The organism is Pseudomonas sp. NPDC089406, assembly GCF_044900265.1.
Taxonomy (GTDB): Bacteria; Pseudomonadota; Gammaproteobacteria; order Pseudomonadales; family Pseudomonadaceae; genus Aquipseudomonas; species Aquipseudomonas fakonensis.
On sequence record NZ_JBJDNC010000038.1, the window covers coordinates 34,496 to 59,238 of the forward strand.

The following is a 24,743-nucleotide window of genomic DNA, read 5'->3' on the forward strand; positions in this document are numbered from 1 at the left end:
GAAGGTGCAGGCAGAGGGAAACAGCTCAGCGCCGGTTGCCCACCTGCGCAGCCAGGCGCTCACGGGTCAGGCGCAGGGCCAGTTGCTTGAGCGCCTTGTCACGGTCAACGCCGAGCTGGTTCATCGCCACCAGGCGGGCACCTTCTGCCTGGTCGCCTTGCTCCAGCGCTTCCAGCCGATCCCAGAACGGCTGCTCGACCTCGGCGAAGCGCTCGGCATACGCCTCTTTCAGGTAGGCCACCCAGAAGTCCCGGGCGCTGATGAACTCGGCAAGCCCTGCCCCGCCCTCCAGGGCCCGCACTTCGCGCGCAGCAGCCCGCAGTTGCGCCTCGGTCACATCGGCGATGCTGCGAAACTGCATGGTACGCGGCTGGCCGGGCAGCTCCAGTTCGCGCGCAAGCCCGATGCGGTAGGCCAGGCTGACTTCGACTTCATCCACCGGCACCCCGCTGGCCAGGCGCTGGCTGATGGTGTCGCGGGCGATACGCTCCACCTGGTCCAGCCGGTACAAGCGCCGGGCGACCCCTAGGCGTATGGACTCGGCCTGCTCCGGCAGGCCTTCACGCAGGGCCTGGCTGACGAAAGTCCGCACCTCCAGAAAGCTGAAACACGAGATCACACTGTCCACGCAGGTGCGTTCGCTCCCCGCCAGGTTGAACAGCTCCTCGCGCAGGGCGCTGTCCTGCATGGCCGCATCCACCACCGCCCATACCCGCCGCCCGAGGTCCTGCTGCGCCTGGCGGTAGTCGCTGCTTTCGGTCAACTCCTGAAGCAACTGGAACAAGCCATCACTGCCGGGCTCGGCGCGCAGGGCATCCCACTGCTCGCCATGGCGTGGCTGCACTTGCGCATCCAGCGTGGCCAGCCAGGCGCTGCGGCTGTCGGTCACAGCAGCACCGCCCGGGCCGCCCACCGGCGGTACCGGGTTGGGTGCGTGCAGGCTCTGGCGCATGGCCACCGGCAGCGGGTTACCAGAAAAGTCCAAACCCTGGCGGAACTCGTAAGGCGCATCGAGCAAGGCCTGGGGCAAGGTCGCGATCTGGTTGTCGCGCAGGTCGGCGTAGCGCAGAAAACCGCACCACTCCAGCCCCGACGGCACGGTGAGCAAGCCGGTGCGGCGCAGGTTGACTTCACGCAGGCCCGACATCTGGCGAAACTCCAGGCTGATGCCGCCCAACGCATTGACGCTCAAGTCCAGGTCACGCAAGTGGGTCAGGGCACGCAGGGCGCGGGCACCGGACGCGGTCATGCGGATACGGTTGCGTGACAGGGTCAAGGTACGCAGGCTGCGTAGCCGCTCGATGTCGGCAGGTACCGCGCGCAGCTGGTTGTTGCTCAGGTTTAGCCGGCGCAACTGGGGGAAGCTGCGCAGGAAGTTGCTGGGCAACTGCTCCAGCCGCAGCCCCACCAAGGTCAGGTCGACCACATGGCTGAAGTCAGCCCCCAAGGGCAAAGTGGGCAGGCTACCGACAGGGATGCCGATCAGGCTCAGGCGCCGACCTTCTGCCTCGGTCGGGTCGACCCACACCGCCTCGCCTTCCAGGCGCCAGCTGCGCCGCAGTTCATTGGCCACCAGCCGGCGCAAACCCTGGGCAGCAACCGCTCGTTCAGCCACGACCCAGCCATGCAGCGCTTCGTCGAGCTGGCGGTACGCCTGCTCGTGCTCGCGCAGGTTGGCCAACGCCGAGCCAGGTTGCTCGAGCAGGATATTGACGAACACATCGACCTCGCGGTCGTTGAAGCCCCGGTATAGGCTGCGCACCCGGTCCCTGAGCATGTTGCGGTTGGCTGCATCACCCGGGCCGCGGCCACCGCGCAGGTAGGCACGACGCCCCTCCACCAGGCGGGGTAGCGAGGCAGGTGACAACGGCCGCAGCCCCACCAGCCGGGTCTGCGCCTGCTCGCCCTCCGGGAGCCAGGCACGCAGGTCGGCCAGCACCCGCTCACTGGCCGAGCTGCCGGTCCAGCCCAGGCGCTCAAGGCGTGCTTCGGGCAGGCAGGCGAGCAGTACCTCGGCCAGCCCACCGGGTTCGGCCAGGTCGATATCCGGGTCAAGCCCGCGCTCGTCGAACAGGCGAAAGCGACCGTTGCGGCGCACCAGGGTCGTGGTGGTCTGCCCTGGCGCTTCAGGCTGCAGGCGCGCCAGCAAGGGCCCCACATCGCTGCCCTCACGCAGCACCAGGTTCACCGAAGCCGGCACCGCGCCATTGCGCCGCAACAGGGCGAACACCAGTTCAGTGCTTTGCGCGCCATGGCTGCCGCGCAGGTACAGCCCTTCACGCATGCGCGTCAGCTGAGCCTGGCGCAACAGCACCTGGGCCCGCTCGATCACCTCCAGCGGCAGGCGCGCCTCAGTGATCATGCGCTCGCGCAGATCGGCGCCAACCTGCTCGAGCAGGTGCAAGGCGTAGGCGTCGGGCAGGCCCGGCAGTTCGCGCATAACCTGCGCCAGCTGCGGGTCCTGGCACAGGTAACGGCGAGAGAACTGCTCGAGCATCTGCTCACGCAGCTCAGGGGCATCCTGCTGGATGGCCGCCACCTGTACCTCAAATGCCTCGCTGGCGATGCCGAGCTTGCCAACGCACCACTGCAACAGTTCGGTGTCACTTGCCAGGCCTTGGTCAACCTGCCCGAAGAAGCTTTCGAGCCGCGCATCCACGGCAAAACGCTCGATGGTATCGCGCAAGGCCACCGGCAACGGCCGGCCCTCCACCAGCAACCCGCGCAGGTGGTCCTGGTCGACATCGGCCACCTTGAGCATGTCATCGATCCGCCCTTCATCCACCTGCAACGCCGGCGGCCACAGGCGGGCCAGCAGTACCCGCGTACCTTGCCATTCCAGCGGGTGCTCGGTGGCCAGCCACCAGGCCCGCTCGCCATTGCCCACCAGGCGCGGGGCATAGGCGTCGGCGCGGCTCGGGTGGACCAGCTCCCAGTTGCTGTGGGTGGTGCTCGGCCGTACCCGGTAGTACAGACCCTCGGCATCTCGCCACCAGTGCTCACGGCCATCGGACAACAGGCCGTTGTCCAGCTCGATGAGGGCTTGGGTGGGCACCTGGGCATAGGCTGCCAAGTCGGTGGAACGCAGCCGCGGCGCGCCATCGGCACGATTCATCGGTACCAGGCTGTCAACGAAGGCGCTGCGCACCAGGCTGCCCGCCGCCACGGTGGCGCCAACCACCGCCACGGTCTGGGCCACATCGAGCAAATGTTCGAGGGCTTCATGGCGGTGGCCCTGGGCCCAGTCGTCGATGCCCTCGAAGGCCTCACCCAGGGTTTGCGCAATCATGTTGGCCAGCAATACCTCGCCGACACCCGGGACAAAAAACGCCGCCAGGTTGAGCAGCACCAGGCCTGCGGTTTCCAGCGCCTTGAGGCGGGCGCTCGAGGCGGCGGCGTCGACCTTGGCAGTCGGTACCGCGAGGAACGCCGCATCGTCACGGATACGTTGCAGATGCCGCGCGGCAACCGTGTCGAAAAGCCCGCCGGTGACTGCCGACAGCGAAGGCTGAACATCGGTTTGCGGGTCTTTCAAACGCTTGCCCAGCGTCTCCAGCCAGGCCGCCCTGTCAGCCAGGGCGATGCAGCCTGTCAGCGCCTCGCGAAAATTCGAGGTACGCACCTGCTCACCCAGGGCCAGGTTGGCAGCACGCCAGTTCGCGTAGTGGTGCAACGGCTGTTGCTCGTTGGCCGGCAAATAGAGGATCACCCCTTTGACCGGCTTGAGCGGCAAGGTCGCGCCGCCGCCTTCGAACTCCCAGGCCCCACGCAACTCGAAAGCCAGCGCACCGTCGACACGCGCCCCCAGCAACTTCAGCTCGCCGCAAGCCACGCTGATGCTCTTCGCATGGCTGACCTCCTGCTGCTTGGTGACCCGGCTCAGCATCTTCAGGTCGTCTGTAACCAGTTGCCCCTTGAGCCCGGCAATTTGTGCCGCCAGCGCCAGCTGTCGGCGCCGGTCCTTGGCCAGCACCGCCTTGAAACTGTCATCGAACACCGTATTCAGGTGCAGTTGGTAACTGCCACCTATATCGAGCGTACGGCACAGCGCCACCAGCTTTCTGGTGTCCGACCAAAGTACTCGCTCAGGTGCATGGCTGGCCGCGTCAACCGGGTAGACCAGCGCAGTACCGGGGAAGAACCGCTCGTCATCCTTGAAGTTCTGCATGAACTGCTGCAAGGCAGACCAGTAGCGATTGCGGAACTCCGCGCTATTGGTACTGCGGTCGAATTTCGGACTGTGCTCACGCCACTGGGCCCGATCCAGATCAACCTCTTCCCCCAGCAAGTTTTTGAGCCCGGGTGCCAGCAGCTCCTTGGCATAGGTCACCAGCGGCTTGAGTTCCTTGAGCGCCTCACGCACCTGTTGCTGGCTCTCGCGATGCTCGTTGAAGCAGACGCGCAAGACCTTGAGCTGCTCGGCCGTAGCCCCCTTCAGCCAGCCCGGCAGATTGGCGCGCAGGTAGTCATCGGTCACACCACGCAACCTGGCTTCGGCGGCGGCGCTCAGTGGTTTGGGCTTGTCCTTGTTTGCGCGCAGCAGGTTGTGGTGGAAAACGGGTGGTGCTGCAGAATCGGGCATGGTCGAGCGTCCCTGTGGTGGATAGAACCCCCACGGTGGGCCAGCGCCCCCGGCAGCGACAGCTGGAAACCCCGACCTGTCAGCCGCCCTCGCGCGCCATGATCAACGCCCGGTAGTGCCCGGGGTTGCAGCCGAACCACTTGCGAAACGCCTTGTAGAACGAGCTGCTGTCGGCAAACCCCAGGCGCTCGGCAATCTCGCCCAGGCCCGGCTCGGCCGCGCTCAGCCAGGCAATCGCCAGCTCCCGGCGCACGCTGTCCTTGAGCCCCTGGTAGGTCTGCCCCTCGTCGGCCAGGCGGCGGCGCAGGGTCGACGGCGACAGGCACAACTGGCGGGCCAGGTGGTCGGCGTCCGGCCAGCCGGCCGGGTCGAGCGCCAGCAGGTCGTTGCGGATACGCCGGCCCAAGCTGGCCGGGTCGCGGTACTTGACCAGAATGTTGCCCGGCGCTTCGGCCAGAAAACGCTGCAGCTCTTCAGGCGTGCGCTTGAGCGGCAGGTCCAGGCAGTCGGCGGCGATGATCATGCGCGTGCGCGGGCGCTCGAACTGCAGGTTCTCCGAGAACATCACCCGGTAATCATCGCAAAACGGCGGCTCGGCGCAGCGCAGGTCGATGGCCAGGATCGGGATGCGCCGCCCAGCCAGCCAGCAGGCCACGCCGTGCACGATCATCCAGAAGGTGAAGTAGGTGAACGCCCGGCGCGGTTCGTCGCGCGGTTCGTTGATGACGATTTCGGCCAGGCCCGGCTGGCGTACCAGGCCGGGCTGCAAGTCTTCGAGCATCAGCCCGAGAAAGTCCAGCACGCTGCGCAACCCGTCGGCCAAGGTTGGCTGCACCATGGCCGCACGGCACACAAAGGCCAGGCTGCCGCTGCGCAGGCCGCGCGGGTCCATGGCGAAGAATTCGTCGTTGCAGCGCCACGCCAGCAGGCGCCACAGGCGTGCGTAGGCATCGGCGCCGACTCGCGCCTCGGGCAGCGGCAACTGCGCCGCATCGATACCGGCCCGGGCCAGCACGGTATCCACCGCGCCAGCCGGGCAGCTTTGCAACAGCGCTTCACGCACCAGTTGCATGGAGATGGTGTCTTTCTCGCTCATCAAAGGTTTCCGCTCACTGCAGCAGCACACTCCCTGTAGGAGCCGGCTTGCCGGCGATGGGGCCAGCGCATCTTAGGCCGCTCAAACACCGGCAGCCAACCCCAGAAACGCCTGGATCAAGCGCAGTTCCCGGCGCCGCTCCAGGCACCCGAGCATATGCTGGTTGACCAGACCCGCCCCGCTCAACGGCCGCGCCACGACCCGCGGGTCATGGGCCACCTCGGTGGACGACACCACGCCAATGCCCAACTGCGCCGCCACCGCCTCGGTGACCGCCTCGCGGCTGTCCAGCTCCAGCAGCACCCGCGGCTGAATGCCCGCCCCGGCGCAGGCCTTGTCGAAGGTACGCCGGGTGGTCGAGCTGGGTTCGCGCAGTACCATGATCTGCTTGTCCAGCGCGGCCAGCGGCAGGTCATCAGCGGCCTCGGCCCAGGCATGCCCCAGCGGCAGCAGCGCGCACAACCGCGACTGGCACAGGCTCTGCAAATGCAGGCCCTTGCGCGGCTCGATCTCGGTCAGTACCGCCACGTCGGCATGCTCGCCCAGCAGCGCGGCCAGGGTTTCCTGGGCGTTGCCCAGGCGCAGGTTGACGGTGATGCCCGGGTAGCGCTCACGCAGCAGCGCCAGCATCGGCATCACCCGGTGCGGGCCGTCGGCGGCCACTTCAAGGCGCCCGGTGAGCAACTGGCGGTTGGCCTCGAGCATCGCCTGGGCCTCTTCGGCCAGGCCAAACATGGCCCGGGTGATCGCCGCCAGGCGCGTGCCCTCCTCGGTCAACTCCACCCGCCGCGCGGTGCGCCGCAGCAAGGTGATCTGGTAGTGCTCCTCCAGCGCCTTCACGTGCCCGGTCACCGCCGGCTGGCTGATGAACAGGCGCTCGGCGGCGCGGGTAAAGCTGCCCTCGCGGGCGACGGCATCGAAGGCGCGGAGCTGGAACAGGTTCATATCTATCGGCCTGACTGATGGCTAGCATATCTACAAACAATTTGATTGATAGATCAGCCAATTGCAACCTAGCCCCCATAGTTTTCCAGCCCAGCCCACCGCCTGTGAGGAACCACGGAATGAGCAACGCCCCGATCCTGCTGACCCCCGGCCCCCTGACCACTTCGCTGCGTACCCGCCAGGCCATGCTTGTGGACTGGGGCTCCTGGGACCGCGACTTCAACCAGCTGACCGCCAGCCTGTGCGAGCAACTGCTGGCGATCCTCGACGGCGCCGCCAGCCACCACTGCGTGCCCCTGCAGGGCAGCGGCACCTTCGCCGTGGAGGCAGCCATCGGCACCCTGGTACCGCGTGACGGCAAGGTGCTGGTACTGATCAACGGCGCCTACGGCCAGCGCCTGGCGAAGATCTGCAAGGTACTGGGCCGCGCCTACAGCACCTTCGAAACCGCCGAAGACCAACCGACCACCGCCGAGGACGTCGACCGCCTGCTGGCCGCCGACCCTGCCGTCACCCACGTGGCGCTAATTCACTGCGAAACCAGCACCGGCATTCTCAACCCGCTGCCCGAGATCGCCCAGGTGATCCAGCGCCACGGCAAACGCCTGATCATCGACGCCATGAGCTCGTTCGGCGCGCTGCCCATCGATGCCCGGCAAGTCCCCTTCGAGGCGCTGATCGCCGCCTCTGGCAAATGCCTGGAAGGCGTACCGGGCATGGGCTTCGTGTTCACCGAAAAAACCGCCCTGGCCGCCGCCGAGGGCAACGCCCATTCGCTCGCCATGGACCTGCACGACCAGCACACCTACATGGCCAAGACCGGTCAGTGGCGCTTCACCCCGCCCACCCACGTGGTCGCTGCCCTGCACGAAGCGCTGCAGCAATACAACGAGGAAGGCGGCCTGCCGGCCCGTCACCAGCGCTACGCCGACAACTGCAAGACCCTGCTCGAAGGCATGGCCAAGATCGGCCTCAAAAGCTTCCTGCCTGCTGATATCCAGGCGCCGATTATCGTCACCTTCCACGCCCCCAATGATGCCCGCTACCAGTTCAAGGACTTCTACGAGCGGGTCAAGGCCAAGGGTTTCATCCTCTACCCCGGCAAGCTGACCCAGGTCGAGACCTTCCGCGTCGGCTGCATCGGCGTGGTTGGCGCGGCCGGCATGCAGGCCGCCGTTGACGCCGTGGCCGAGGTGCTGCGGGAAATGGAAGTGCTGGACATCTGACCCTCTGCCCACCCAATTCAAGGAAATTGCGCACATGAACTACAGCAACCCCACCCAGCTGCAAGCCGCCATCCTCGACTGGGCCGGCACCGTGGTCGACTTCGGCTCGTTCGCCCCCACGCAGATCTTCGTCGAGGCCTTCGCCGAGTTCGACGTGCAGGTGTCCATCGAAGAGGCCCGCGGGCCCATGGGCATGGGCAAGTGGGACCACATTCGCACCCTGTGCGACGTGCCGGAGATCGCCGAGCGCTACCGCAAGGTGTTCGGCCGCACGCCTACCGACGATGACGTCACCGCCATCTACGAGCGCTTCATGCCGCTGCAGATCGAGAAGATTGCCGTGCACTCGGCGCTGATCCCCGGCGCCCTGGACACCCTCACCGGGCTGCGCAAGGGCGGGCTGAAGATCGGCTCGTGCTCGGGCTACCCCAAGGTGGTGATGGACAAGGTGGTGGAGTTGGCCGCACAAAACGGCTATGTGGCCGACCACGTGGTGGCCACCGACGAAACCCCTAACGGGCGCCCGTGGCCGGCCCAGGCCCTGGCCAACGTGATCGCGCTGGGTATCGATGATGTGGCCGCCTGCGTGAAGGTGGACGACACCGTGCCGGGCATCCTCGAAGGCCGCCGCGCCGGCATGTGGACCGTGGCGCTGGTGTGCTCGGGCAATGCCCTGGGGCTGACCTGGGAGGAGTACCGTGCGCTGGGCGCCGAGAAGCTCGAAAGCGAGCGCCAGCGCATCCACCAGCTGTTCGCCGGCTCCCGGCCGCACTACCTGATCGACACCATCAACGAGCTGCCCGAGGTGATCGCCGATATCAACCGGCGGCTGGCCAAGGGGGAGATGCCGCAGGCGTTCTGACAGGTCGGCGTCATATTCTTCGCGGGTAAACCCGCTCCCACAGGGATAGTGATCCCCCTGTGGGAGCGGGTTTACCCGCGAATGGCCATATGCGCAATGTCAGACCGAGCGGTTCAGCTTCACCCAGGAGGCAAACTTGTCGATGAACGCCTGCAGGAACGGCCGGGTCTTGTCGTTCAGCTTGCCGCCCTCATCGAACAACGACGCCGCCCCGCCGATATACGCTTCGGGCATCTGCATGCACGGCATGTCGAGGAACACCAGCGACTGACGCAGCGCATGGTTGGCGCCAAAACCGCCGATCGCCCCTGGCGACACGCTGGCCACCGCCGTCGGCTTACCACTCCAGGCGCTCTGCCCGTAGGGCCGCGAGCCCACATCGATGGCGTTTTTCAGGCAGCCTGGTACCGAACGGTTGTACTCCGGGGTGACGAACAACACCGCGTCGCTGCGGCGGATCTCGTCGCGAAAGCGCTTCCAGCTGTCCGGCGCACCCTCGGCCTCGACGTCCTCGTTGTACAACGGCAAATCACCGATCTCGACGATTTTCAAGGCGAGGCTGGACGAGGCCAGCTCGGACAAGGCGCGGGCCACCTTGCGGTTGTAGGAGTCCTTGCGCAAACTGCCGACGACAACCGCTACCGAATAGACCTGGCTCATGGCGTGTAAGTCCTGTGTGGGGAATGGAACCTGAACAGTTATAGATGACCGTTCCTCGGCCCTTAGGTTTTTTTCCACCCGACAGAAAACTTCCCAAGCGTTTCGCTGGTCTATGCCTACAGACATTTCCTACACGTTTCAGAGGGTTCCACCCAAAATGGCAGCAGTAATGGTCGGCCAGTTCCACGCCCGCGACGCCGAAGGCCGTATCTACCCCGTGCACGAATTCCAGGAGTCCACCCTCCAGGCCGACGGCAGCACCCAGGGTGCGCCGATCACCACCTATCGCCTGGCCATCGGCGACCGGGTCAACTACCTGGGCGAAGACCGCTTCGAGCTGGCCCAGACTGGCGTCGAGATCATTCGTATTCCTTGATGCAGTCCACCGTGTAGGCCTGCCCTTCGCGCTGCAGGCCATGCACGTCGGCGACAAAACCCGGGAAGCCCTCATCGAAGGCCCGGGCGAAAGCCAGGTAGTCGAGGATCGAACGGGTCGCCTCGGTAAAGCGCTCCCCCGGCATGATCAACGGAATCCCCGGTGGGTACGGCACCAACATTACCGCCGCCACCCGGCCCAGCAACTCCCCGATCGGCACCGCCTCCACCTCCCCGCGCACCATCTGGTCATAGGCCCGTGCCGGGCTCATGGCGACTTCCGGCAACTTGGTGAACAGCCGCTTGAGCTGCTTGGCCGTGGCATTGCTGCGGTAGCAGGCGTGCAACTGCTCGCACAGCTCGCGCAGGCCCAGGCCCTTGTAGCGCGCCGGCTGCCCGGCCACCACGCTGGGCAGGCACTCGTTGAGCAGCGTATTGGCGTCATAGTGGCGCTTGAACTCCAGCAGCTCGGTCAGCAGCGTGCTCCACTTGCCCTTGGTGATGCCCATCGAGAACAGCACCAGAAAGCTGTACAGCCCGGTCTTCTCAACCACCAACCCGCGCTCCCACAGGAACTTGCCCACCACTGCCGCCGGGATGCCGTGCTCATCCAGCACCCCGCCGGCGCTCAGCCCCGGCATCACCAGGGTGACCTTCAAAGGGTCGAGCAGCACGTAGTCATCGGCCAGTTCGCCAAAGCCATGCCACTCGGCGCCTGGCTGCAACAGCCAGTCCTGCGCCGCCAGGCGGTGGATGCCTTCGGCCTGGGGCGGCTGCCAGATGCTGAACCACCAGTCGTCGGCGGCGATGTGCTGGCGCAGGTTGGCCAGTGCCCGGCGAAAGCTCAGGGCCTCATCGAACATCTCCTGCAGCAGCGAGCGCCCGGCCGGGCCCTCCATCATGCTCGAGGCCACGTCCAACGAGGCGAGGATGCTGTACTGCGGCGAGGTGGAGATATGCATCATGAAGGCTTCGTTGAAACGGTCGCGGTCCAGCTGGCGGGTGGCGCCGTCCTGCACATGGATCATCGACGCCTGGCTGAACGCCGCCAGCAGCTTGTGGGTGGAATGGGTGCTGAACAGCAGCGGGCCGTCATCGGCCCGCGCCGTGCCCATGGCGTAGCGCCCGGCAAAGAAATCGTGGAAGGCTGCATAGGCGAACCAAGCCTCGTCAAAATGCAGCACCTCGACGCTGGCACCGAGCAACTGCTTGATCATCCCGGCGTGGTAGCACAGGCCGTCGTAGGTGGAGTTGGTGACTACCGCCAGGCGAACCCTGGCCGGGCGACCCTGGGCCAGCGGGTGGGCGGCGATTTTCGCGCGGATCGACTCGGGGCTGAACTCGCTGAGCGGGATCGGCCCGATGATGCCCAGCTCGTTGCGCTCCGGGCACAGGTAAATGGGAATGGCACCGGTCATGATGATCGCGTGCACCACCGATTTGTGGCAGTTGCGGTCCACCAGCACCAGGTCGTCGCGCCCGACCATGGCGTGCCAGACGATCTTGTTGGCGGTGGAGGTGCCGTTGATGACGAAAAAGGTGTGGTCGGCGCCGAAGTTGCGCGCCGCCCGCGCCTCGGCTTCGGCCAGGGGGCCGGTGTGGTCGAGCAACGAGCCCAGCTCGGGCACCGACACCGACAAGTCCGAGCGCAGGGTGTTCTCGCCAAAAAACTGGTGAAACGCCTGCCCCACCGGGCTTTTGCGGTAAGCCACGCCACCACCGTGGCCGGGGGTGTGCCAGGAATAGTTGGATTGTGCGGTGTGCTGCACCAGGGCCTTGAAGAACGGCGGCAGCAGGCCGTCCAGGTAGTTGTGCGCCGCCCGCGCCACTTGGCGAGCCAGAAACGGCACGGTGTCTTCGAACAGGTAGAGGATGCCGCGCAGCTGGTTGAGCTCGCCCATGGCCTCGGCCGGGGCGTTTTCCAAGGTTACCTGCTCGCCCAGCGCGAAAATCGGCAGGTTGGGGGCGCGCAGGCGGGCCAGGCCGATCAGCTCGGCCATGTTCTGTAGCAGGTGGTGGTTGTCGCCGACGCCTTCGGCGGCAATCAGCATGCAGGCCAGGCCATGGTGGGTGGCCGCGACCAGCCGCGCCTCGGCGTGGTCGGCGGCGGCGAGGATGGCAAAGCCGTCCTGGGCCAGCTCGGCGGCGATGCCACGCACCCGCTCGCCGGCCACGCTGTCGGCCTTGATCGCCCGGTGGACGATGAGGATGGGGAACTTGAGGTCCTTGTACATCGTGCGGCTACCTCCACAGGGGCGATACCCACAGTGTAGGAGCCGGCTTGCCGGCGATGCGTTGTTGAAGGCAAATGCCTTGTACTGCCAGGCCCGGCCCTATCGCCGGCAAGCCGGCTCCTACAGGGGGATGCGGTCCTTGTAGGAGATCACCCAGCCCTTCGGGCTGCGCTGTCGCGCAGAGAACTGGGCACGAGCCCGCCGCGGTACCTGTGGGAGCGGGCTTGCCGGAGTGCCGGACCACCGCGAAGCGGGCGACGCGGTGTCTGGCACCGGCTTCGCCGGTGTTCGCGGGCAAGCCCGCTCCCACAGGCCCCTGCTAAATCAATGAGTTGTAGTTTGTTCTATGAGAGCCGGCTTGCCGGCGATAGGGCCGGGCCTGCCGACCACAAAATACCCCGGCAACCAAGCCCCCTGTGGGAGCGGGTTTACCCGCGAAGAGGCCGGGCCTGCTTAAACCTCAACCCGCCGCAGGCTCAGTCAACGCCTGCCACATCGAAGGCCCGCCGGCCGACTTGGCCACTGCCGCCAAACGCTCGGCATGCGCCTCCAGCTCCTGCTCGCTGGCCAGGATCACCCGCCCCGGCGCACGCCCGCTGATGCGGCGGATCTCACTGCCGGCACTGCCCTGCCCATCCTCGCCACCGGCCCCCTCGCCGGCCAGCGACAGGCTGGTCTGCCCACCGGTCATCGCCAGGTAAACGTCAGCCAGCAGTTCCGAGTCGAGCAATGCGCCGTGCAGCTCACGGCCAGAGTTGTCGATGCCATAGCGTTTGCACAGCGCATCGAGGCTGTTGCGCTGCCCCGGGTGGCGCGAGCGCGCCATCATCAGGGTGTCGAGGATCGGGCAGTGCTGGGAGATATCGGCGCGGTCCTGCTGGCCGATCAGGGCGAATTCGTTGTTGATGAAGCCAACGTCGAACGCCGCGTTGTGGATGACCAGGGTCGAGCCCTGAATGAACTCGAAGAACTCCTCGGCCACCTCGCCAAAGCGCGGTTTGCCCACCAGGAAGGCGTCGGTGATGCCGTGAACGCCGATGGCGCCCTCGTCACTCTCGCGGTCAGGTTGCAGGTAGACGTGGAAATGCCGCCCGGTCAGCCGCCGGCCAATGACCTCGACGCAACCGATCTCGATGATGCGGTGGCCGTCGGTCACCGGCATACCGGTGGTTTCGGTATCGAGGATGACAAAGCGTTTGTCTTGCTGCTGCTCCACGCGGGGACTCCAACTGGCGGTGCCTGAATTCGGGGCGGGAGTATAACCCAACCACAGCTTGCGATTGGGGCCGCTTTGCGCCCCTTCGCGGGTAAACCCGCTCCCACAGGCCCGGCGGCGCCTGCAGGGGTTGTATATATCCTGTGGGAGCGGGTTTACCCGCGAAGGGCTGCGCAGCAGCCCCAACCCACGCGATTCAACGCTACTTGCGCAGCTCATCCACCCCACGGTTGGCCAACTGGTCGGCGCGCTCGTTGCCGGGGTGGCCGATATGCCCGCGCACCCACTTCCAGGTCACCTTGTGCCGGTTGACCTGCTCATCCAGCGCCATCCACAGGTCGGCGTTTTTCACCGGCTCCTTGGCGGCGGTCTTCCAGCCGCGCTTCTTCCAGTTGGGCATCCACTCGTTGATGCCCTTCATCACGTACTGGGAGTCGGTGGTCAGCACCACCTCGCACTCACGCTTGAGGGCCTTGAGCCCTTCGATGGCGGCCATCAGTTCCATGCGGTTGTTGGTGGTTTCGCGCTCGCCGCCCCACAACTCCTTCTCGACGCCCTTGAAAACCATCAGCACACCCCAGCCGCCCGGGCCAGGGTTGCCCTTGCAGGCACCATCGGTGTAGATCTCGACGCTCTCGCTCATGTACCACTCGTGTTCAGTGCTTGTCAGTATCGGGGCTGGCGGCGCTGCGGTTGACCTTGGCCAGCGGCAGCGGCAGCAGCTTGCCCATCGGTTCGCGGCGCGCCGGGCGCAACGGGCGCAGGCCAACCACCATCTTGCGCGCCACCAGCAGGTAAACGCCGCCACCGGCGCTCTGCCAGCCCCCGGCAACCCGCTCCCAACCCGCCAGGCGCTGCTGCCAGGCCGGTGAAGCGAGCGGCGGACGATAGCACCCGAACCTGCGTTTCTCCAGCGCAAAGCCCAGCAGGTTGAGCCAGTCCCCCACCCGCGAGGCCGAGATGCACCGCGCCTTGCGCAAGGCGCCGCGGCTGAACAGGTGGCGCACGCCCCAACTGCTCCAGGGGTTGATGCCGACGATCAGCAGGTGCCCGCCCGGGCGCACCGCGCTGGCCGCCTCGCGCAGCAGGCCGTGGGGCGACAGGCTGAAGTCCAGGCCATGCTGCAGCACCACCACGTCGGCGGCATGCTCCGACAGCGGCCAGGCTTGCTCTTCGCAGACGATCTCGACCCCCGGCAGCGGCGCACCCAGGCGCACGTTGCGCTGCACCTGGGGGGCGTTGGGCGGCGCTTCGGCGCCGGGGCCGTAGTGCACCAGGTAGCCGCCGAAGAAGCGCCCGAGCTCTTCGCTCAGCAGCTTTTCTTCCTCTTTGAGCATCAACTGGCCCAGCGGCCCGTCGAACCAGTCGCGGGCCAGGCGGATCAGCTCGACCCACTCGGGGTCGGCCTGGGCGAAGGCTTGGTCGGTCATTGCGTTATCCCTCGGAAGGTTCTCGGGCCGCGCCATCGCGGCTAAGATGCCCCCATGTCCAGGCTTGGCGAAATCGCACCATGATACAGATCGTTGCCCTACCCGCTTTCTCCGACAACTACATCTGGTTGTTACAGGATACTGCCAATCGCCGCTGCGCGGTGGTCGACCCCGGCGATGCCGCACCGGTACTGAAATGGCTCGGCGACAACCCCGGCTGGGTGCTCGAGGATATCCTCGTCACCCACCATCACAATGACCATGTCGGCGGTGTCGAGGCGCTCAAGCAGACCACCGGCGCCCGCGTCTGCGGCCCGGCCCACGAGCGCATCCCGGCCCGTGACCTGGCCCTGGACGACAACGCCCGCGTGCAGGTGCTGGGCCATGAATTCGAAGTGCTGGCCATGCCCGGCCACACCCTCGGCCACATCGCCTACTACACCGGGCAAACGCCCACGCCCCTGCTGTTCTGCGGCGACACCCTGTTCGCCGCCGGTTGCGGTCGCCTGTTCGAAGGCACCCCGGAGCAGATGCACCATTCGCTGCAGCGCCTGGCCGCCCTGCCCGAAGCCACCGAGGTGTACTGCGCCCACGAATACACCCTGAGCAACTTGCGTTTTGCCTGCGCCGTAGAGCCGCAAAACCCGCACGTTCGCCAACGCTTCGAAGACGTTACCCGGTTGCGCGCCGACAATCGCATCAGCCTGCCCTCGACCATCGGCCTGGAGCGCCTGACCAACCCGTTTCTTCGCACAGCTGAAACATTCGTTAAACAAAAAGCAGACGAATGGAAGGGGCATTCCAACCCAAGCCAAGCCACTGTTTTTGCTGCCTTGAGGTCTTGGAAGGACGTGTTCTGATAACCTCAAGATATATCGCGATAGTGTCCTAAAGGTTGACCCGGCCGGGGGCGGTTCCTAGAATCGCCGAACTTTTTTGCCCGGATAACACCCCCAGCCGATGTCTTCCCGTAGCCGCAGAACCTCTCATTCGGTCGCCCTGACGCGACTGGCACAGATCAGTGCACTGGCGCTGGCCGCCACACTGGTGGGCTGCCAGAGCACCCGTCAGCTCGACGAATCCGACAGCGTTCGCGCGCACAACTACCAGGCGCGGATCAAGCACAAACCCGCGCCGCTGGTGGTCAAGGCAAAGCCCCAGGCCCAGGCCCCGCAAGATGTATGGGAGCGCATGCGCCAGGGCTTCGCCCTGCAGGACGGCATCGACGTCAACCCGCGCATCGAACAGCAGCGCCTGTGGTTCGCCAGCAACCCGTCGTTCGTCGAAACCGCCGGCGAGCGCGGCAGCCTCTACCTGCACTACATCGTCGAACGCCTTGAAGAGCGCGACATGCCGCTGGAGCTGGCGCTGCTGCCGGCCATCGAAAGCGCCTACAACCCGATGGCCTACTCGCGGGCCAGTGCCGCCGGCATGTGGCAGTTCATGCCGGCCACCGGGCGCCACTTCAACCTGCGCCAAACCAGCTTCTACGATGGCCGCCGCGACGTCACCGCCTCGACCAACGCCGCGCTGGACTACCTGAACCGCCTGCACGACATGTTCAACGGCGACTGGCTGCTGGCCCTGGCGGCCTACAACGCCGGCGAAGGCACGGTCAGCCGCGCCATCGAACGCAACGAAAAGCTCGGCCTGCCCACCGACTACTGGAACCTGCCGCTGCCGCAGGAAACCCGTGACTACGTGCCCAAGCTGCTGGCCCTGTCGCAGGTGGTCAACACCCCCGAAGCCTACGGCGTGAACCTCAACCCGATCGCCAACGAACCCTACTTCGAAGCCGTCGCCATCAACGAGCGCCTCGACCTGTCGCGGGTCGCCGCCTTTGCCGACATCGACGAAGACGAGCTCATCCAGCTCAACCCGGCGTTCAAAAAGCGCATGACTGTGGACGGCCCCAAGCAACTGCTGGTGCCCACCGCCAAGGCGCAGCTGCTGTCGGACCGCATGTCCAACCTCAAGCCTGAAGAGCTGATCAGCCTGCAACCGAACAAGGCCGTGTTCCAGGCCGCCCTGGCCGAAGCCAAGGCCCCGGCGGCGCGCAGCTACCGGGTCAAGCGTGGCGACAACCTGGGCAGCATCGCCAAGGCCAACCGGGTGTCGGTCAAGCAGCTGCAAAGCTGGAACGGCATGCGCGGCAACAGCCTCAAGGTTGGCCAGGTGCTGGCCCTGCGCGGCGGCAACGCGCCAAGCGCGGCAGGCAGCCGGGTAGCAGACGCGAAACAGCGCTCCACCCAGTACAAGGTGCGCAAGGGTGACTCGTACTATCTGGTTGCAAAACGTTTCAACGTCGAGATGAAACACCTCAAGCGCTGGAACCCGCGCAGCGGGCATGCCCTCAAGCCCGGGCAGACGCTGACCGTTTACCTGTCGCACTGACCACCTGGTCCGTGGCCAAATCCGCTCCTGTGGGAGCGGGTTTACCGGGATGCCGGACCACCGCGAACACCGGCAACGCCGGTGCCATCCATCGCGCAGGCTGCTTCGCGGGTAAACCCGCTCCCACAGGGGCTGCATCGCCCGATCCATCGTCACTCTGAAGCAGCTCTTTTTCGAGCCTGTACAAGCTGTTACTGTACCCCGACCCAAGCCCAACGCCCCTGGATCGGATGCCGACTTGATACGTCCCCTCCTGCTGTCCCTCAGCCTGGCCTTGAGCTTCCCCGCCGTCGCGATGGTGAGCGAAAGCCACGGATACGCGCAGTTCGGCACGCTCAAGTACCCGGCCAGCTTCACCCATTTCGACTGGGTCAACCCGCAAGCGCCCAAGGGCGGCACCTTGCGGGCCATGGCGTTTGGCACCTTCGACACGCTCAACCCCTACACTTTCAAGGGGTCCAGCCCGGTCACCACGCCCAATTTCCTGCAGTACGGCATCAGCGAGCTGAACGAAACGCTGATGGTCGGCACCGGCATGTACGACCCCTCGGGCGACGAGCCCACCAGCAGTTACGGGCTGATCGCCCGCTCGGTGGAGTACAGCGAGGACCGCAGCTGGGTGGTGTTCAACCTGCGCCCCGAGGCGCGCTTTCACGACGGCACGCCGATCACCTCGGCCGACGTTGCCTTCAGCTACCGCACTCTGCTCAAAGACGGCCACCCGCTGTACCGCACCAACCTGCAAGAGGTGCAGCGCGTCGACGTGCTCGGCCCGCTGCGCATCCGCTTCGTGTTCAAGCGCGCCGGCAACCCGCTGCTGATTCTGCGCCTGGGCGAAATGCCGGTGCTGCCCAAGCACTACTGGCAAAAGCGCGACTTCAAGGCCACCACCTTCGAGCCGCCGCTGGGCAGCGGCCCGTACCGCATCAGCGAAGTGGTGCCCGGCCGGCGCGTGGTGTTCGAGCGGGTGAAGAACTACTGGGGCAAGGACCTGGCGGTGAACCGCGGCAAGTACAACTTCAACCGCGTCGAGTACGAGTTCTACCGTGACGCCACGGTGGCTTTCGAGGCGTTCAAGGCCGGCGAGTTCGACATCTACATCGAACACCAGGCCAAGAACTGGGCCAACGGCTACAACTTCCCCGCCGTGCGCCGTGGCGAGGTGATCAAGGCGCAGATCCCGCACCAGATCCCCACGCAAACCCAGGGCCTGTTCATGAACAGCCGCCGCACCGCCTTCGCCGACCCGCGGGTGCGCCAGGCGCTGGGCCTGATGCTCGATTTCGAGTGGACCAACCGCGCGCTGTTCAACGGCGCCTACCGGCGCGCCACCAGCTACTACCCCAACAGCGAGTTCACCGCCAGCGGCCTGCCCACCGGCAAAGAGTGGCTGCTGCTCAAGCCGTTTCGCGACCAGTTGCCGGCCAAACTGTTCACCGAGCCCTACCAGGTGAGCCACACCGACGGCAACGGCATCAACCGCGCCACCCTGCGCCAGGCCCTGGGGCTGTTCGCCGAGGCTGGCTGGAAGCTCAACGGCCAGCGCCTGCTCGATGCCAAGGGCCGCCAGTTCCGCCTGGAACTGCTGCTGGTCAACCCCAACCTTGAACGCATCCTGCAGCCCTATGTCGAAAACCTGGCCAGCATGGGCATCGACGCGCGCCTGCGCACCGTCGACCGCGCCCAGTACAAGCAACGCCTCGACCAGTTCGACTTCGACATGATCCTGATGACCCTCAACCAGACCCTGAGCCCGGGCCTGGAGCAATGGCTGTACTTCCACTCAAGCCAGGCCGCGGTGAAGGGCAGCAAGAACTACGCAGGGGTGAAGGACCCGGTGGTCGACCACCTGCTCGACACCCTGCTGGCTGCCCGCACCCGTGACGACCAGGTGGCCGCCGCCCGCGCCCTGGACCGGGTGCTGTCGTGGCAGTACTACATGATCCCCAACTGGTACCTGGACAACCATCGCCTGGCCTACCGCAACCGCTTCGCTTTCGTCACCACGCCGCCCTACACCCTCGGGCTGAACACCTGGTGGATCAAGCCTTCGGAGAAAGCCCAATGATTTCGACGCTGCGCACCTTTACCGCCAGCCTGCTGCTCAGCTGCCTGGCCCTGCCGGCGCTGGCCGCCCCGCAACACGCCCTGACCCTGTACGACGAAGCCCCCAAGTACCCGGCCAACTTCAAGCACTTCGACTTCGTCAACCCAGACGCGCCCAAGGGCGGCACCTTCCGCCAGTCCAGCTTCGGCGGCTTCGACAGCCTCAACCCGTTCATCAACAAGGGCGTGGCCGCCGACAACCTCGGCATCATCTACGACACCCTGATGCGCCAGAGCCTGGACGAACCCTTCACCGAGTACGGCCTGGTGGCCGGCAAGATCGAAAAGGCCCCCGACAACAGCTGGGTGCGCTTCTACCTGCGCCCCGAGGCACGTTTTCACGACGGCCACCCGATGCGCGCCGAAGACGTGGTGTTCACCTTCAACACCCTGGTCAAGGACGGCGCGCCGCTGTACCGCCAGTACTACGGCGATGTCGCCGAGGTCATCGCCGAAGACCCGTTGAAGGTGCTGTTCAAGTTCAAGCACAACAACAACCGCGAGCTGCCGCTGATTCTCGGCCAGTTGCCGGTGCTGCCCAAGCACTGGTACGAAGGCCGCGAGTTCACCCGCGGCAACCTGGAAATACCCCTGGGCAGCGGCCCGTACAAGGTCGCCGAAGTGAAGGCCGGCCGCTCGATCCGCTACGAGCGGGTCAAGGACTACTGGGGCAAGGACCTGCCGATCAACCGCGGCTTCTACAACTTCGACGCCATGACCTTCGATGTGTACCGCGACAACAACGTCGCCCTCGAAGCCCTCAAGGCCGGCGCGTTCGACTATGAGCTGGAGATGAGCGCGAAGAACTGGGCCACCGCCTACGACATCCCCGCCGTGCGCGACGGGCGCCTGATCAAGGAAGAAATCCCCAACGGCAACCCGGTGGGCATGCAGGGCTTCATCTTCAACCTGCGCAAACCGGTGTTCCAGGACATTCGCGTACGCAAGGCGCTGAGCCTGCTGTTCGACTTCGAATGGACCAACAAGCAGCTGTTCAACGGCGCCTACATCCGTACCGACAGCTACTTCGAAAACTCCGAGATGGCCGCCAGCGGCCTGCCCTCGCCCGCCGAGCTGAAAATCCTCGAACCGCTGCGCGGCAAGGTGCCTGACCAGGTATTTAGCGAAGCCTTCGAAAACCCGGTCAGCGATGGCAGCGGCATGATCCGCGAACAACAACGTCAGGCCTACAAGCTGCTGCAAGAAGCCGGCTGGAAGATCGTCGACGACAAGATGGTCGATGCCACCGGCAAGCCGGTGAACATCGAGTTTCTGCTTGCCCAAACCCAGTTCGAGCGCGTGCTGCTGCCGTTCAAGCGCAATCTCGCAGACCTTGGCATCGGCTTCGAGATCCGCCGGGTGGATGTGTCGCAGTACATCAACCGCCTGCGCTCGCGGGACTTCGACATGATCGTCGGCGGCTACCCGCAGTCCAACTCGCCGGGCAACGAGCAGCGTGAGTTCTGGTCCAGCGCCGCCGCCGACAACCCCGGCAGCCGCAACTTCATCGGCCTGCGCGACCCGGCCATCGACCAGCTGGTGGAGCAGTTGATCAACGCCGACTCGCGCCAGAGCCTGGTGGACCACTGCCGCGCCCTGGACCGGGTGCTGCAGTGGGGCTACTACGTGGTGCCCAACTGGCACATCAAGACCAACCGCGTGGCCTACTGGAACCACATCGGCCACCCGGCCAAGTCGCCCAAGTACGACGTCGGCATCGACACCTGGTGGGTCAAGCCAAACGTCACCCCGGCGGTCAGCGAAGCGCCGCCCGCCAGCGAGGCCAACTGACATGCTGGCCTATATCCTGCGGCGCCTGCTGCTGATCATCCCGACCCTGTTCGGCATCCTCGTCATCAACTTCATCATCGTCCAGGCCGCCCCCGGCGGGCCGGTGGAGCAGATGATCGCCAAGCTCGAAGGTTTTGACGGCGCCACCAGCCGCATTGCCGGCGGCGGCGCCGAAGTGTCGGTGGCCGGCTCCAACTACCGCGGCGCCCAGGGGCTGGACCCGGCCCTGATCGCCGAGATCGAGCGCATGTACGGCTTCGACAAGTCGCCGCCCGAGCGGCTGTGGATCATGGTCAAGAACTACGCCCGCTTCGACTTCGGCGACAGCTTCTTTCGCGATGCCAAGGTCATCGACCTGATCGCCGAGAAAATGCCCGTGTCGATTTCGCTGGGGTTGTGGAGCACGCTGATCATGTACCTGGTGTCGATACCCCTGGGCATTGCCAAGGCGGTGCGCCACGGCAGCCACTTCGACGTCTGGACCAGCTCGGCGATCATCGTCGGCTACGCCATACCCGCGTTCCTGTTCGCCATTTTGCTGATCGTGCTGTTTGCCGGCGGTAGCTACTTCGACTGGTTCCCGTTGCGCGGGCTCACCTCCAACAACTTCGACGAGCTGAGTACCACCGGCAAGGTGCTGGACTACTTCTGGCACCTGGTGCTGCCGATCACCGCGCTGGTGATCGGCAACTTCGCCACCATGACCCTGCTGACCAAGAACAGCTTCCTCGACGAGATCAACAAGCAGTATGTGGTCACCGCCAAGGCCAAGGGCCTGAGCCGCAGCCGCGTGCTGTACGGCCACGTGTTCCGCAACGCCATGCTGCTGGTGATCGCCGGCTTCCCCTCGGCGTTCATCGGCATCTTCTTTACAGGCTCCCTGTTGATCGAGGTGATCTTCAGCCTCGACGGCCTGGGCCTGATGAGTTTCGAAGCGGCGATCAACCGCGACTACCCGGTGGTGTTCGGCACCCTGTTCATCTTCACCCTGCTGGGGCTGGTGGTGAAACTGATCGGCGACCTCACCTACACCCTGGTCGATCCGCGTATCGACTTCGCCAGCCGGGAGCATTGACATGGCCCTCTCCCCCCTCAACCGCCGGCGCTTCGAGCGCTTCAAGGCCAACCGCCGAGGCTGGTGGTCGCTGTGGCTGTTTCTGGTGCTGTTCGGGCTGAGCCTGGGCGCCGAGCTGATCGCCAACGACAAGCCCATCGCCGTGCGCTATGACGGGCAGTGGTACATGCCCGCCTTCAAGCGCTACCCCGAAACCACCTTCGGCGGCGAGTTCCCGCTGGAAGCCAACTACAAGAGCCCGTACATCCGCGAGCTGCTGGCGAAAAAAGACGCCTTCGTACTGTGGGCGCCCATCCCGTTCAGCTACCAGAGCATCAACTACGACCTCAAAGTGCCCGCCCCCGCGCCGCCTTCGCTGGACAACCTGCTGGGCACCGACGACCAGGGCCGCGATGTGCTGGCCCGGGTGATCTATGGCTTCCGCGTGTCGGTATTGTTTGCACTGACGCTGACCATCGCCAGCTCCATCATCGGCGTGATCGCCGGGGCTCTGCAGGGCTTTTATGGCGGCTGGGTGGACCTTGCCGGCCAGCGTTTTCTGGAGATCTGGTCCGGCCTGCCGGTGCTGTACCTGCTGATCATTCTTGCAAGCTTCGTGCAGCCCAACTTCTGGTGGTTGCTGGGCATCATGCTGCTGTTCTCGTGGATGAGCCTGGTGGACGTGGTGCGCGCCGAGTTCCTGCGTGGGCGCAACCTTGAGTACGTGCGCGCTGCCCGCGCGCTGGGCATGCGCAACGGCCCGATCATGTTCCGGCACATCCTGCCCAACGCCATGATCTCGACCATGACCTTCATGCCGTTCATTCTCACCGGCGCCATCGGCACCCTCACCGCGCTGGATTTTCTCGGCTTCGGCCTGCCCGCCGGCTCCCCGTCGTTGGGTGAGCTGGTGGCCCAGGGCAAGTCCAACCTGCAAGCCCCCTGGCTTGGCATCAGCGCCTTCGCCGTGCTGGCCGTGATGCTGAGCCTGCTGGTGTTTATCGGCGAGTCCGCCCGCGATGCCTTCGACCCGAGGAAATGACATGAGCCAAGACACCCTGATCGAAGTGCGCGACCTGGCCGTGGAGTTCGTTACCGGCGAGCAGGTCAACCGCGTGGTCGACGGCATCAGCTTCGACATCCGCAAGGGCGAAACCCTGGCCCTGGTGGGCGAGAGCGGCTCGGGCAAGTCGGTCACCGCCCACTCCATCCTGCGCCTGCTGCCCTACCCCCTGGCCCGCCACCCCAGCGGCACCATCCAGTACGGCGGCAAGGACCTGCTGCACCTGGGCGAAAAGCCCATGCAGCGCATCCGCGGCAACCGCATCGCGATGATCTTCCAGGAGCCGATGACCTCGCTGAACCCGCTGCACAGCATCGAGAAGCAGATCAACGAAATCCTCTTGCTGCACAAGGGCCTGACCGGCAAGGCCGCCACCGCCCGCACCCTGGAGCTGCTGGAGCTGGTCGGCATCCCCGAGCCGCACAAGCGCCTGAAAGCGCTGCCCCACGAGCTGTCCGGCGGCCAGCGCCAGCGGGTGATGATCGCCATGGCCCTGGCCAACGAGCCCGAGCTGCTGATTGCCGACGAGCCCACCACCGCGCTCGATGTGACTGTGCAGTTGAAGATTCTCGACCTGCTCAAATCGCTGCAGGCGCGCTTGGGCATGGCCCTGCTGCTGATCAGCCACGACCTCAACCTGGTGCGCCGCATCGCCCACCGCGTATGCGTAATGCAGTGCGGCAAGATCGTCGAGCAGGCCGATTGCGCCACGCTGTTCAGCAAGCCACAGCACCCCTACACGCAGATGCTGATCAACGCCGAACCCAGCGGCGCCCCCGCCGCCAACGCCGAAGGCGCGCCGCTGCTGCAGGTGCAGGATTTGAAGGTGTGGTTCCCGATCAAGAAAGGCCTGCTGCGCCGCACCGTGGACCATGTGAAAGCCGTGGACGGGGTGAACTTCAGCCTGCCCCAAGGGCAGACGCTGGGCATCGTTGGCGAGAGTGGCTCGGGCAAGTCCACCCTCGGGCTAGCCATCTTGCGTTTGATCTCGAGCCAGGGCGGCATTCGCTTCCATGGGCAGGCGCTGGAAGGCTTGAACCAGAAGCAGGTGCGGCCGTTGCGCCGGGAAATGCAGGTGGTGTTCCAGGACCCCTTCGGCAGCTTGAGCCCGCGCATGTGTGTGGCCGATATCGTTGGCGAGGGATTACGGATTCACAAGATCGGCACGCCTGACGAACAGGAAGCGGCGATCATTGCAGCGCTGGAAGAAGTGGGGCTGGACCCGCGTACGCGGCATCGGTATCCCCATGAGTTTTCCGGCGGGCAGCGCCAGCGGATTGCGATTGCCCGCGCCTTGGTGTTGAAGCCGGCTTTGATTTTGCTGGATGAGCCCACCTCGGCGCTGGACCGGACGGTGCAGCGGCAGGTGGTGGAGCTTTTGCGCAATTTGCAGGTCAAGTACAACCTGACCTATTTGTTTATCAGTCACGACCTGGCAGTAGTTAAGGCGTTGAGTCATCAGTTGATGGTAATCAAGCATGGGCAGGTGGTTGAGCAGGGGGATGCGCAAGCGATCTTCCATGAGCCGCAGCATGGGTATACGAAGCAGTTGTTGGAGGCGGCGTTTTTGCAGGCCGGTCACTGACCATTGATCCTTACCCCACTCCCGTAGGGGCAACTGTCTTGTTCAATTTCTAAAATCTAGCGCGCCCCCTGTAGGAGCCGGCTTGCCGGCGATAGGGCCGGCACAGGCGAATGCTGGCACCGGC

The 24,743-nt window shown here is 65.5% G+C and carries 18 protein-coding genes; 10 read left to right on the forward strand and 8 right to left on the reverse strand.

What is annotated here, in order from left to right; all coding sequences use genetic code 11:
- Positions 1-25: 25 nt before the first annotated feature.
- The 3 genes from ACI2KK_RS22930 to ACI2KK_RS22940 form a co-directional block, all read right to left on the reverse strand.
- The gene (locus tag ACI2KK_RS22930; protein WP_404670737.1) at positions 26-4,582 is read right to left on the reverse strand and encodes an NEL-type E3 ubiquitin ligase domain-containing protein; all 4,557 of its coding nucleotides are present in this window, start codon (positions 4,580-4,582) and stop codon (positions 26-28) included.
- A gap of 79 nt (positions 4,583-4,661) precedes the next feature.
- A complete protein-coding gene (locus ACI2KK_RS22935; protein WP_404670738.1) occupies positions 4,662-5,678 on the reverse strand; it encodes an AraC family transcriptional regulator in 1,017 nt (338 codons plus the stop codon).
- Positions 5,679-5,759: 81 nt separating this feature from the next.
- Positions 5,760-6,623 (reverse strand): LysR substrate-binding domain-containing protein, encoded by an 864-nt coding sequence (locus ACI2KK_RS22940; RefSeq protein ID WP_404670739.1) that lies wholly within the window; start codon positions 6,621-6,623, stop codon positions 5,760-5,762.
- A 119-nt stretch (positions 6,624-6,742) separates the two neighbouring features.
- Here ACI2KK_RS22940 and ACI2KK_RS22945 point away from each other — a divergent pair, with 119 nt between their 5' ends.
- Both ACI2KK_RS22945 and phnX read left to right on the forward strand, forming a co-directional pair.
- Positions 6,743-7,849 (forward strand): 2-aminoethylphosphonate--pyruvate transaminase, encoded by a 1,107-nt coding sequence (locus tag ACI2KK_RS22945; protein WP_404670740.1) that lies wholly within the window; start codon positions 6,743-6,745, stop codon positions 7,847-7,849.
- A gap of 34 nt (positions 7,850-7,883) precedes the next feature.
- A complete protein-coding gene (gene phnX, locus ACI2KK_RS22950; RefSeq protein ID WP_404670741.1) occupies positions 7,884-8,711 on the forward strand; it encodes a phosphonoacetaldehyde hydrolase in 828 nt (275 codons plus the stop codon).
- A gap of 99 nt (positions 8,712-8,810) precedes the next feature.
- Here the strand turns inward: phnX and ACI2KK_RS22955 are convergent, their stop codons facing one another.
- A complete protein-coding gene (locus ACI2KK_RS22955) occupies positions 8,811-9,371 on the reverse strand; it encodes an NADPH-dependent FMN reductase (protein ID WP_404670742.1) in 561 nt (186 codons plus the stop codon).
- A 157-nt stretch (positions 9,372-9,528) separates the two neighbouring features.
- Here ACI2KK_RS22955 and ACI2KK_RS22960 point away from each other — a divergent pair, with 157 nt between their 5' ends.
- Positions 9,529-9,747, forward strand: coding sequence for a hypothetical protein (locus ACI2KK_RS22960; RefSeq protein WP_217839415.1), 219 nt, complete (start codon positions 9,529-9,531; stop codon positions 9,745-9,747).
- On the opposite strand, the gene ACI2KK_RS22965 is transcribed toward ACI2KK_RS22960, so the two are convergent.
- The 4 genes from ACI2KK_RS22965 to ACI2KK_RS22980 all read right to left on the reverse strand — a co-directional run bounded on the left by ACI2KK_RS22965 (position 9,731) and on the right by ACI2KK_RS22980 (position 14,626).
- Positions 9,731-11,980 carry an Orn/Lys/Arg decarboxylase N-terminal domain-containing protein gene (locus ACI2KK_RS22965; protein WP_404670743.1) on the reverse strand — a complete coding sequence of 750 codons (2,250 nt, stop codon included), beginning with the start codon at positions 11,978-11,980 and terminating at the stop codon, positions 9,731-9,733. The two genes, ACI2KK_RS22960 and ACI2KK_RS22965, sit on opposite strands and share 17 nt — an antisense overlap.
- Positions 11,981-12,440: 460 nt before the next feature.
- Complete coding sequence (dnaQ, locus tag ACI2KK_RS22970; protein WP_404670744.1) at positions 12,441-13,196, reverse strand: DNA polymerase III subunit epsilon; 756 nt, start codon at positions 13,194-13,196, stop codon at positions 12,441-12,443.
- 202 nt (positions 13,197-13,398) lie between these two features.
- Positions 13,399-13,839 (reverse strand): ribonuclease HI, encoded by a 441-nt coding sequence (gene rnhA, locus ACI2KK_RS22975; RefSeq protein WP_217839418.1) that lies wholly within the window; start codon positions 13,837-13,839, stop codon positions 13,399-13,401.
- Positions 13,840-13,852: 13 nt separating this feature from the next.
- Entirely contained in the window at positions 13,853-14,626 is a 774-nt protein-coding gene (locus ACI2KK_RS22980; RefSeq protein ID WP_217839419.1) for a class I SAM-dependent methyltransferase, read from the reverse strand.
- Between the two features lie 80 nt (positions 14,627-14,706).
- Between ACI2KK_RS22980 and gloB the strand changes: the two genes are divergently transcribed.
- The 7 genes from gloB to ACI2KK_RS23015 all read left to right on the forward strand — a co-directional run bounded on the left by gloB (position 14,707) and on the right by ACI2KK_RS23015 (position 24,619).
- Positions 14,707-15,486, forward strand: coding sequence for a hydroxyacylglutathione hydrolase (gloB, locus tag ACI2KK_RS22985; protein ID WP_404670745.1), 780 nt, complete (start codon positions 14,707-14,709; stop codon positions 15,484-15,486).
- A gap of 100 nt (positions 15,487-15,586) precedes the next feature.
- Complete coding sequence (locus ACI2KK_RS22990; protein ID WP_404670746.1) at positions 15,587-17,020, forward strand: transglycosylase SLT domain-containing protein; 1,434 nt, start codon at positions 15,587-15,589, stop codon at positions 17,018-17,020.
- A 238-nt stretch (positions 17,021-17,258) separates the two neighbouring features.
- On the forward strand, positions 17,259-19,088 hold the full coding sequence (locus ACI2KK_RS22995; RefSeq protein WP_404670747.1) for an extracellular solute-binding protein: 1,830 nt from the start codon (positions 17,259-17,261) through the stop codon (positions 19,086-19,088).
- Complete coding sequence (locus tag ACI2KK_RS23000) at positions 19,085-20,917, forward strand: extracellular solute-binding protein (protein WP_404670748.1); 1,833 nt, start codon at positions 19,085-19,087, stop codon at positions 20,915-20,917. Before ACI2KK_RS22995 ends, ACI2KK_RS23000 begins: the two co-directional genes overlap by 4 nt.
- Before the next feature lies 1 nt (position 20,918).
- A complete protein-coding gene (locus ACI2KK_RS23005; protein WP_404670749.1) occupies positions 20,919-21,992 on the forward strand; it encodes a microcin C ABC transporter permease YejB in 1,074 nt (357 codons plus the stop codon).
- A gap of 1 nt (position 21,993) precedes the next feature.
- On the forward strand, positions 21,994-23,013 hold the full coding sequence (locus tag ACI2KK_RS23010; RefSeq protein ID WP_404670750.1) for an ABC transporter permease: 1,020 nt from the start codon (positions 21,994-21,996) through the stop codon (positions 23,011-23,013).
- Between the two features lies 1 nt (position 23,014).
- A complete protein-coding gene (locus tag ACI2KK_RS23015) occupies positions 23,015-24,619 on the forward strand; it encodes an ABC transporter ATP-binding protein (RefSeq protein ID WP_404670751.1) in 1,605 nt (534 codons plus the stop codon).
- The last annotated feature ends 124 nt before the right edge of the window (positions 24,620-24,743 follow it).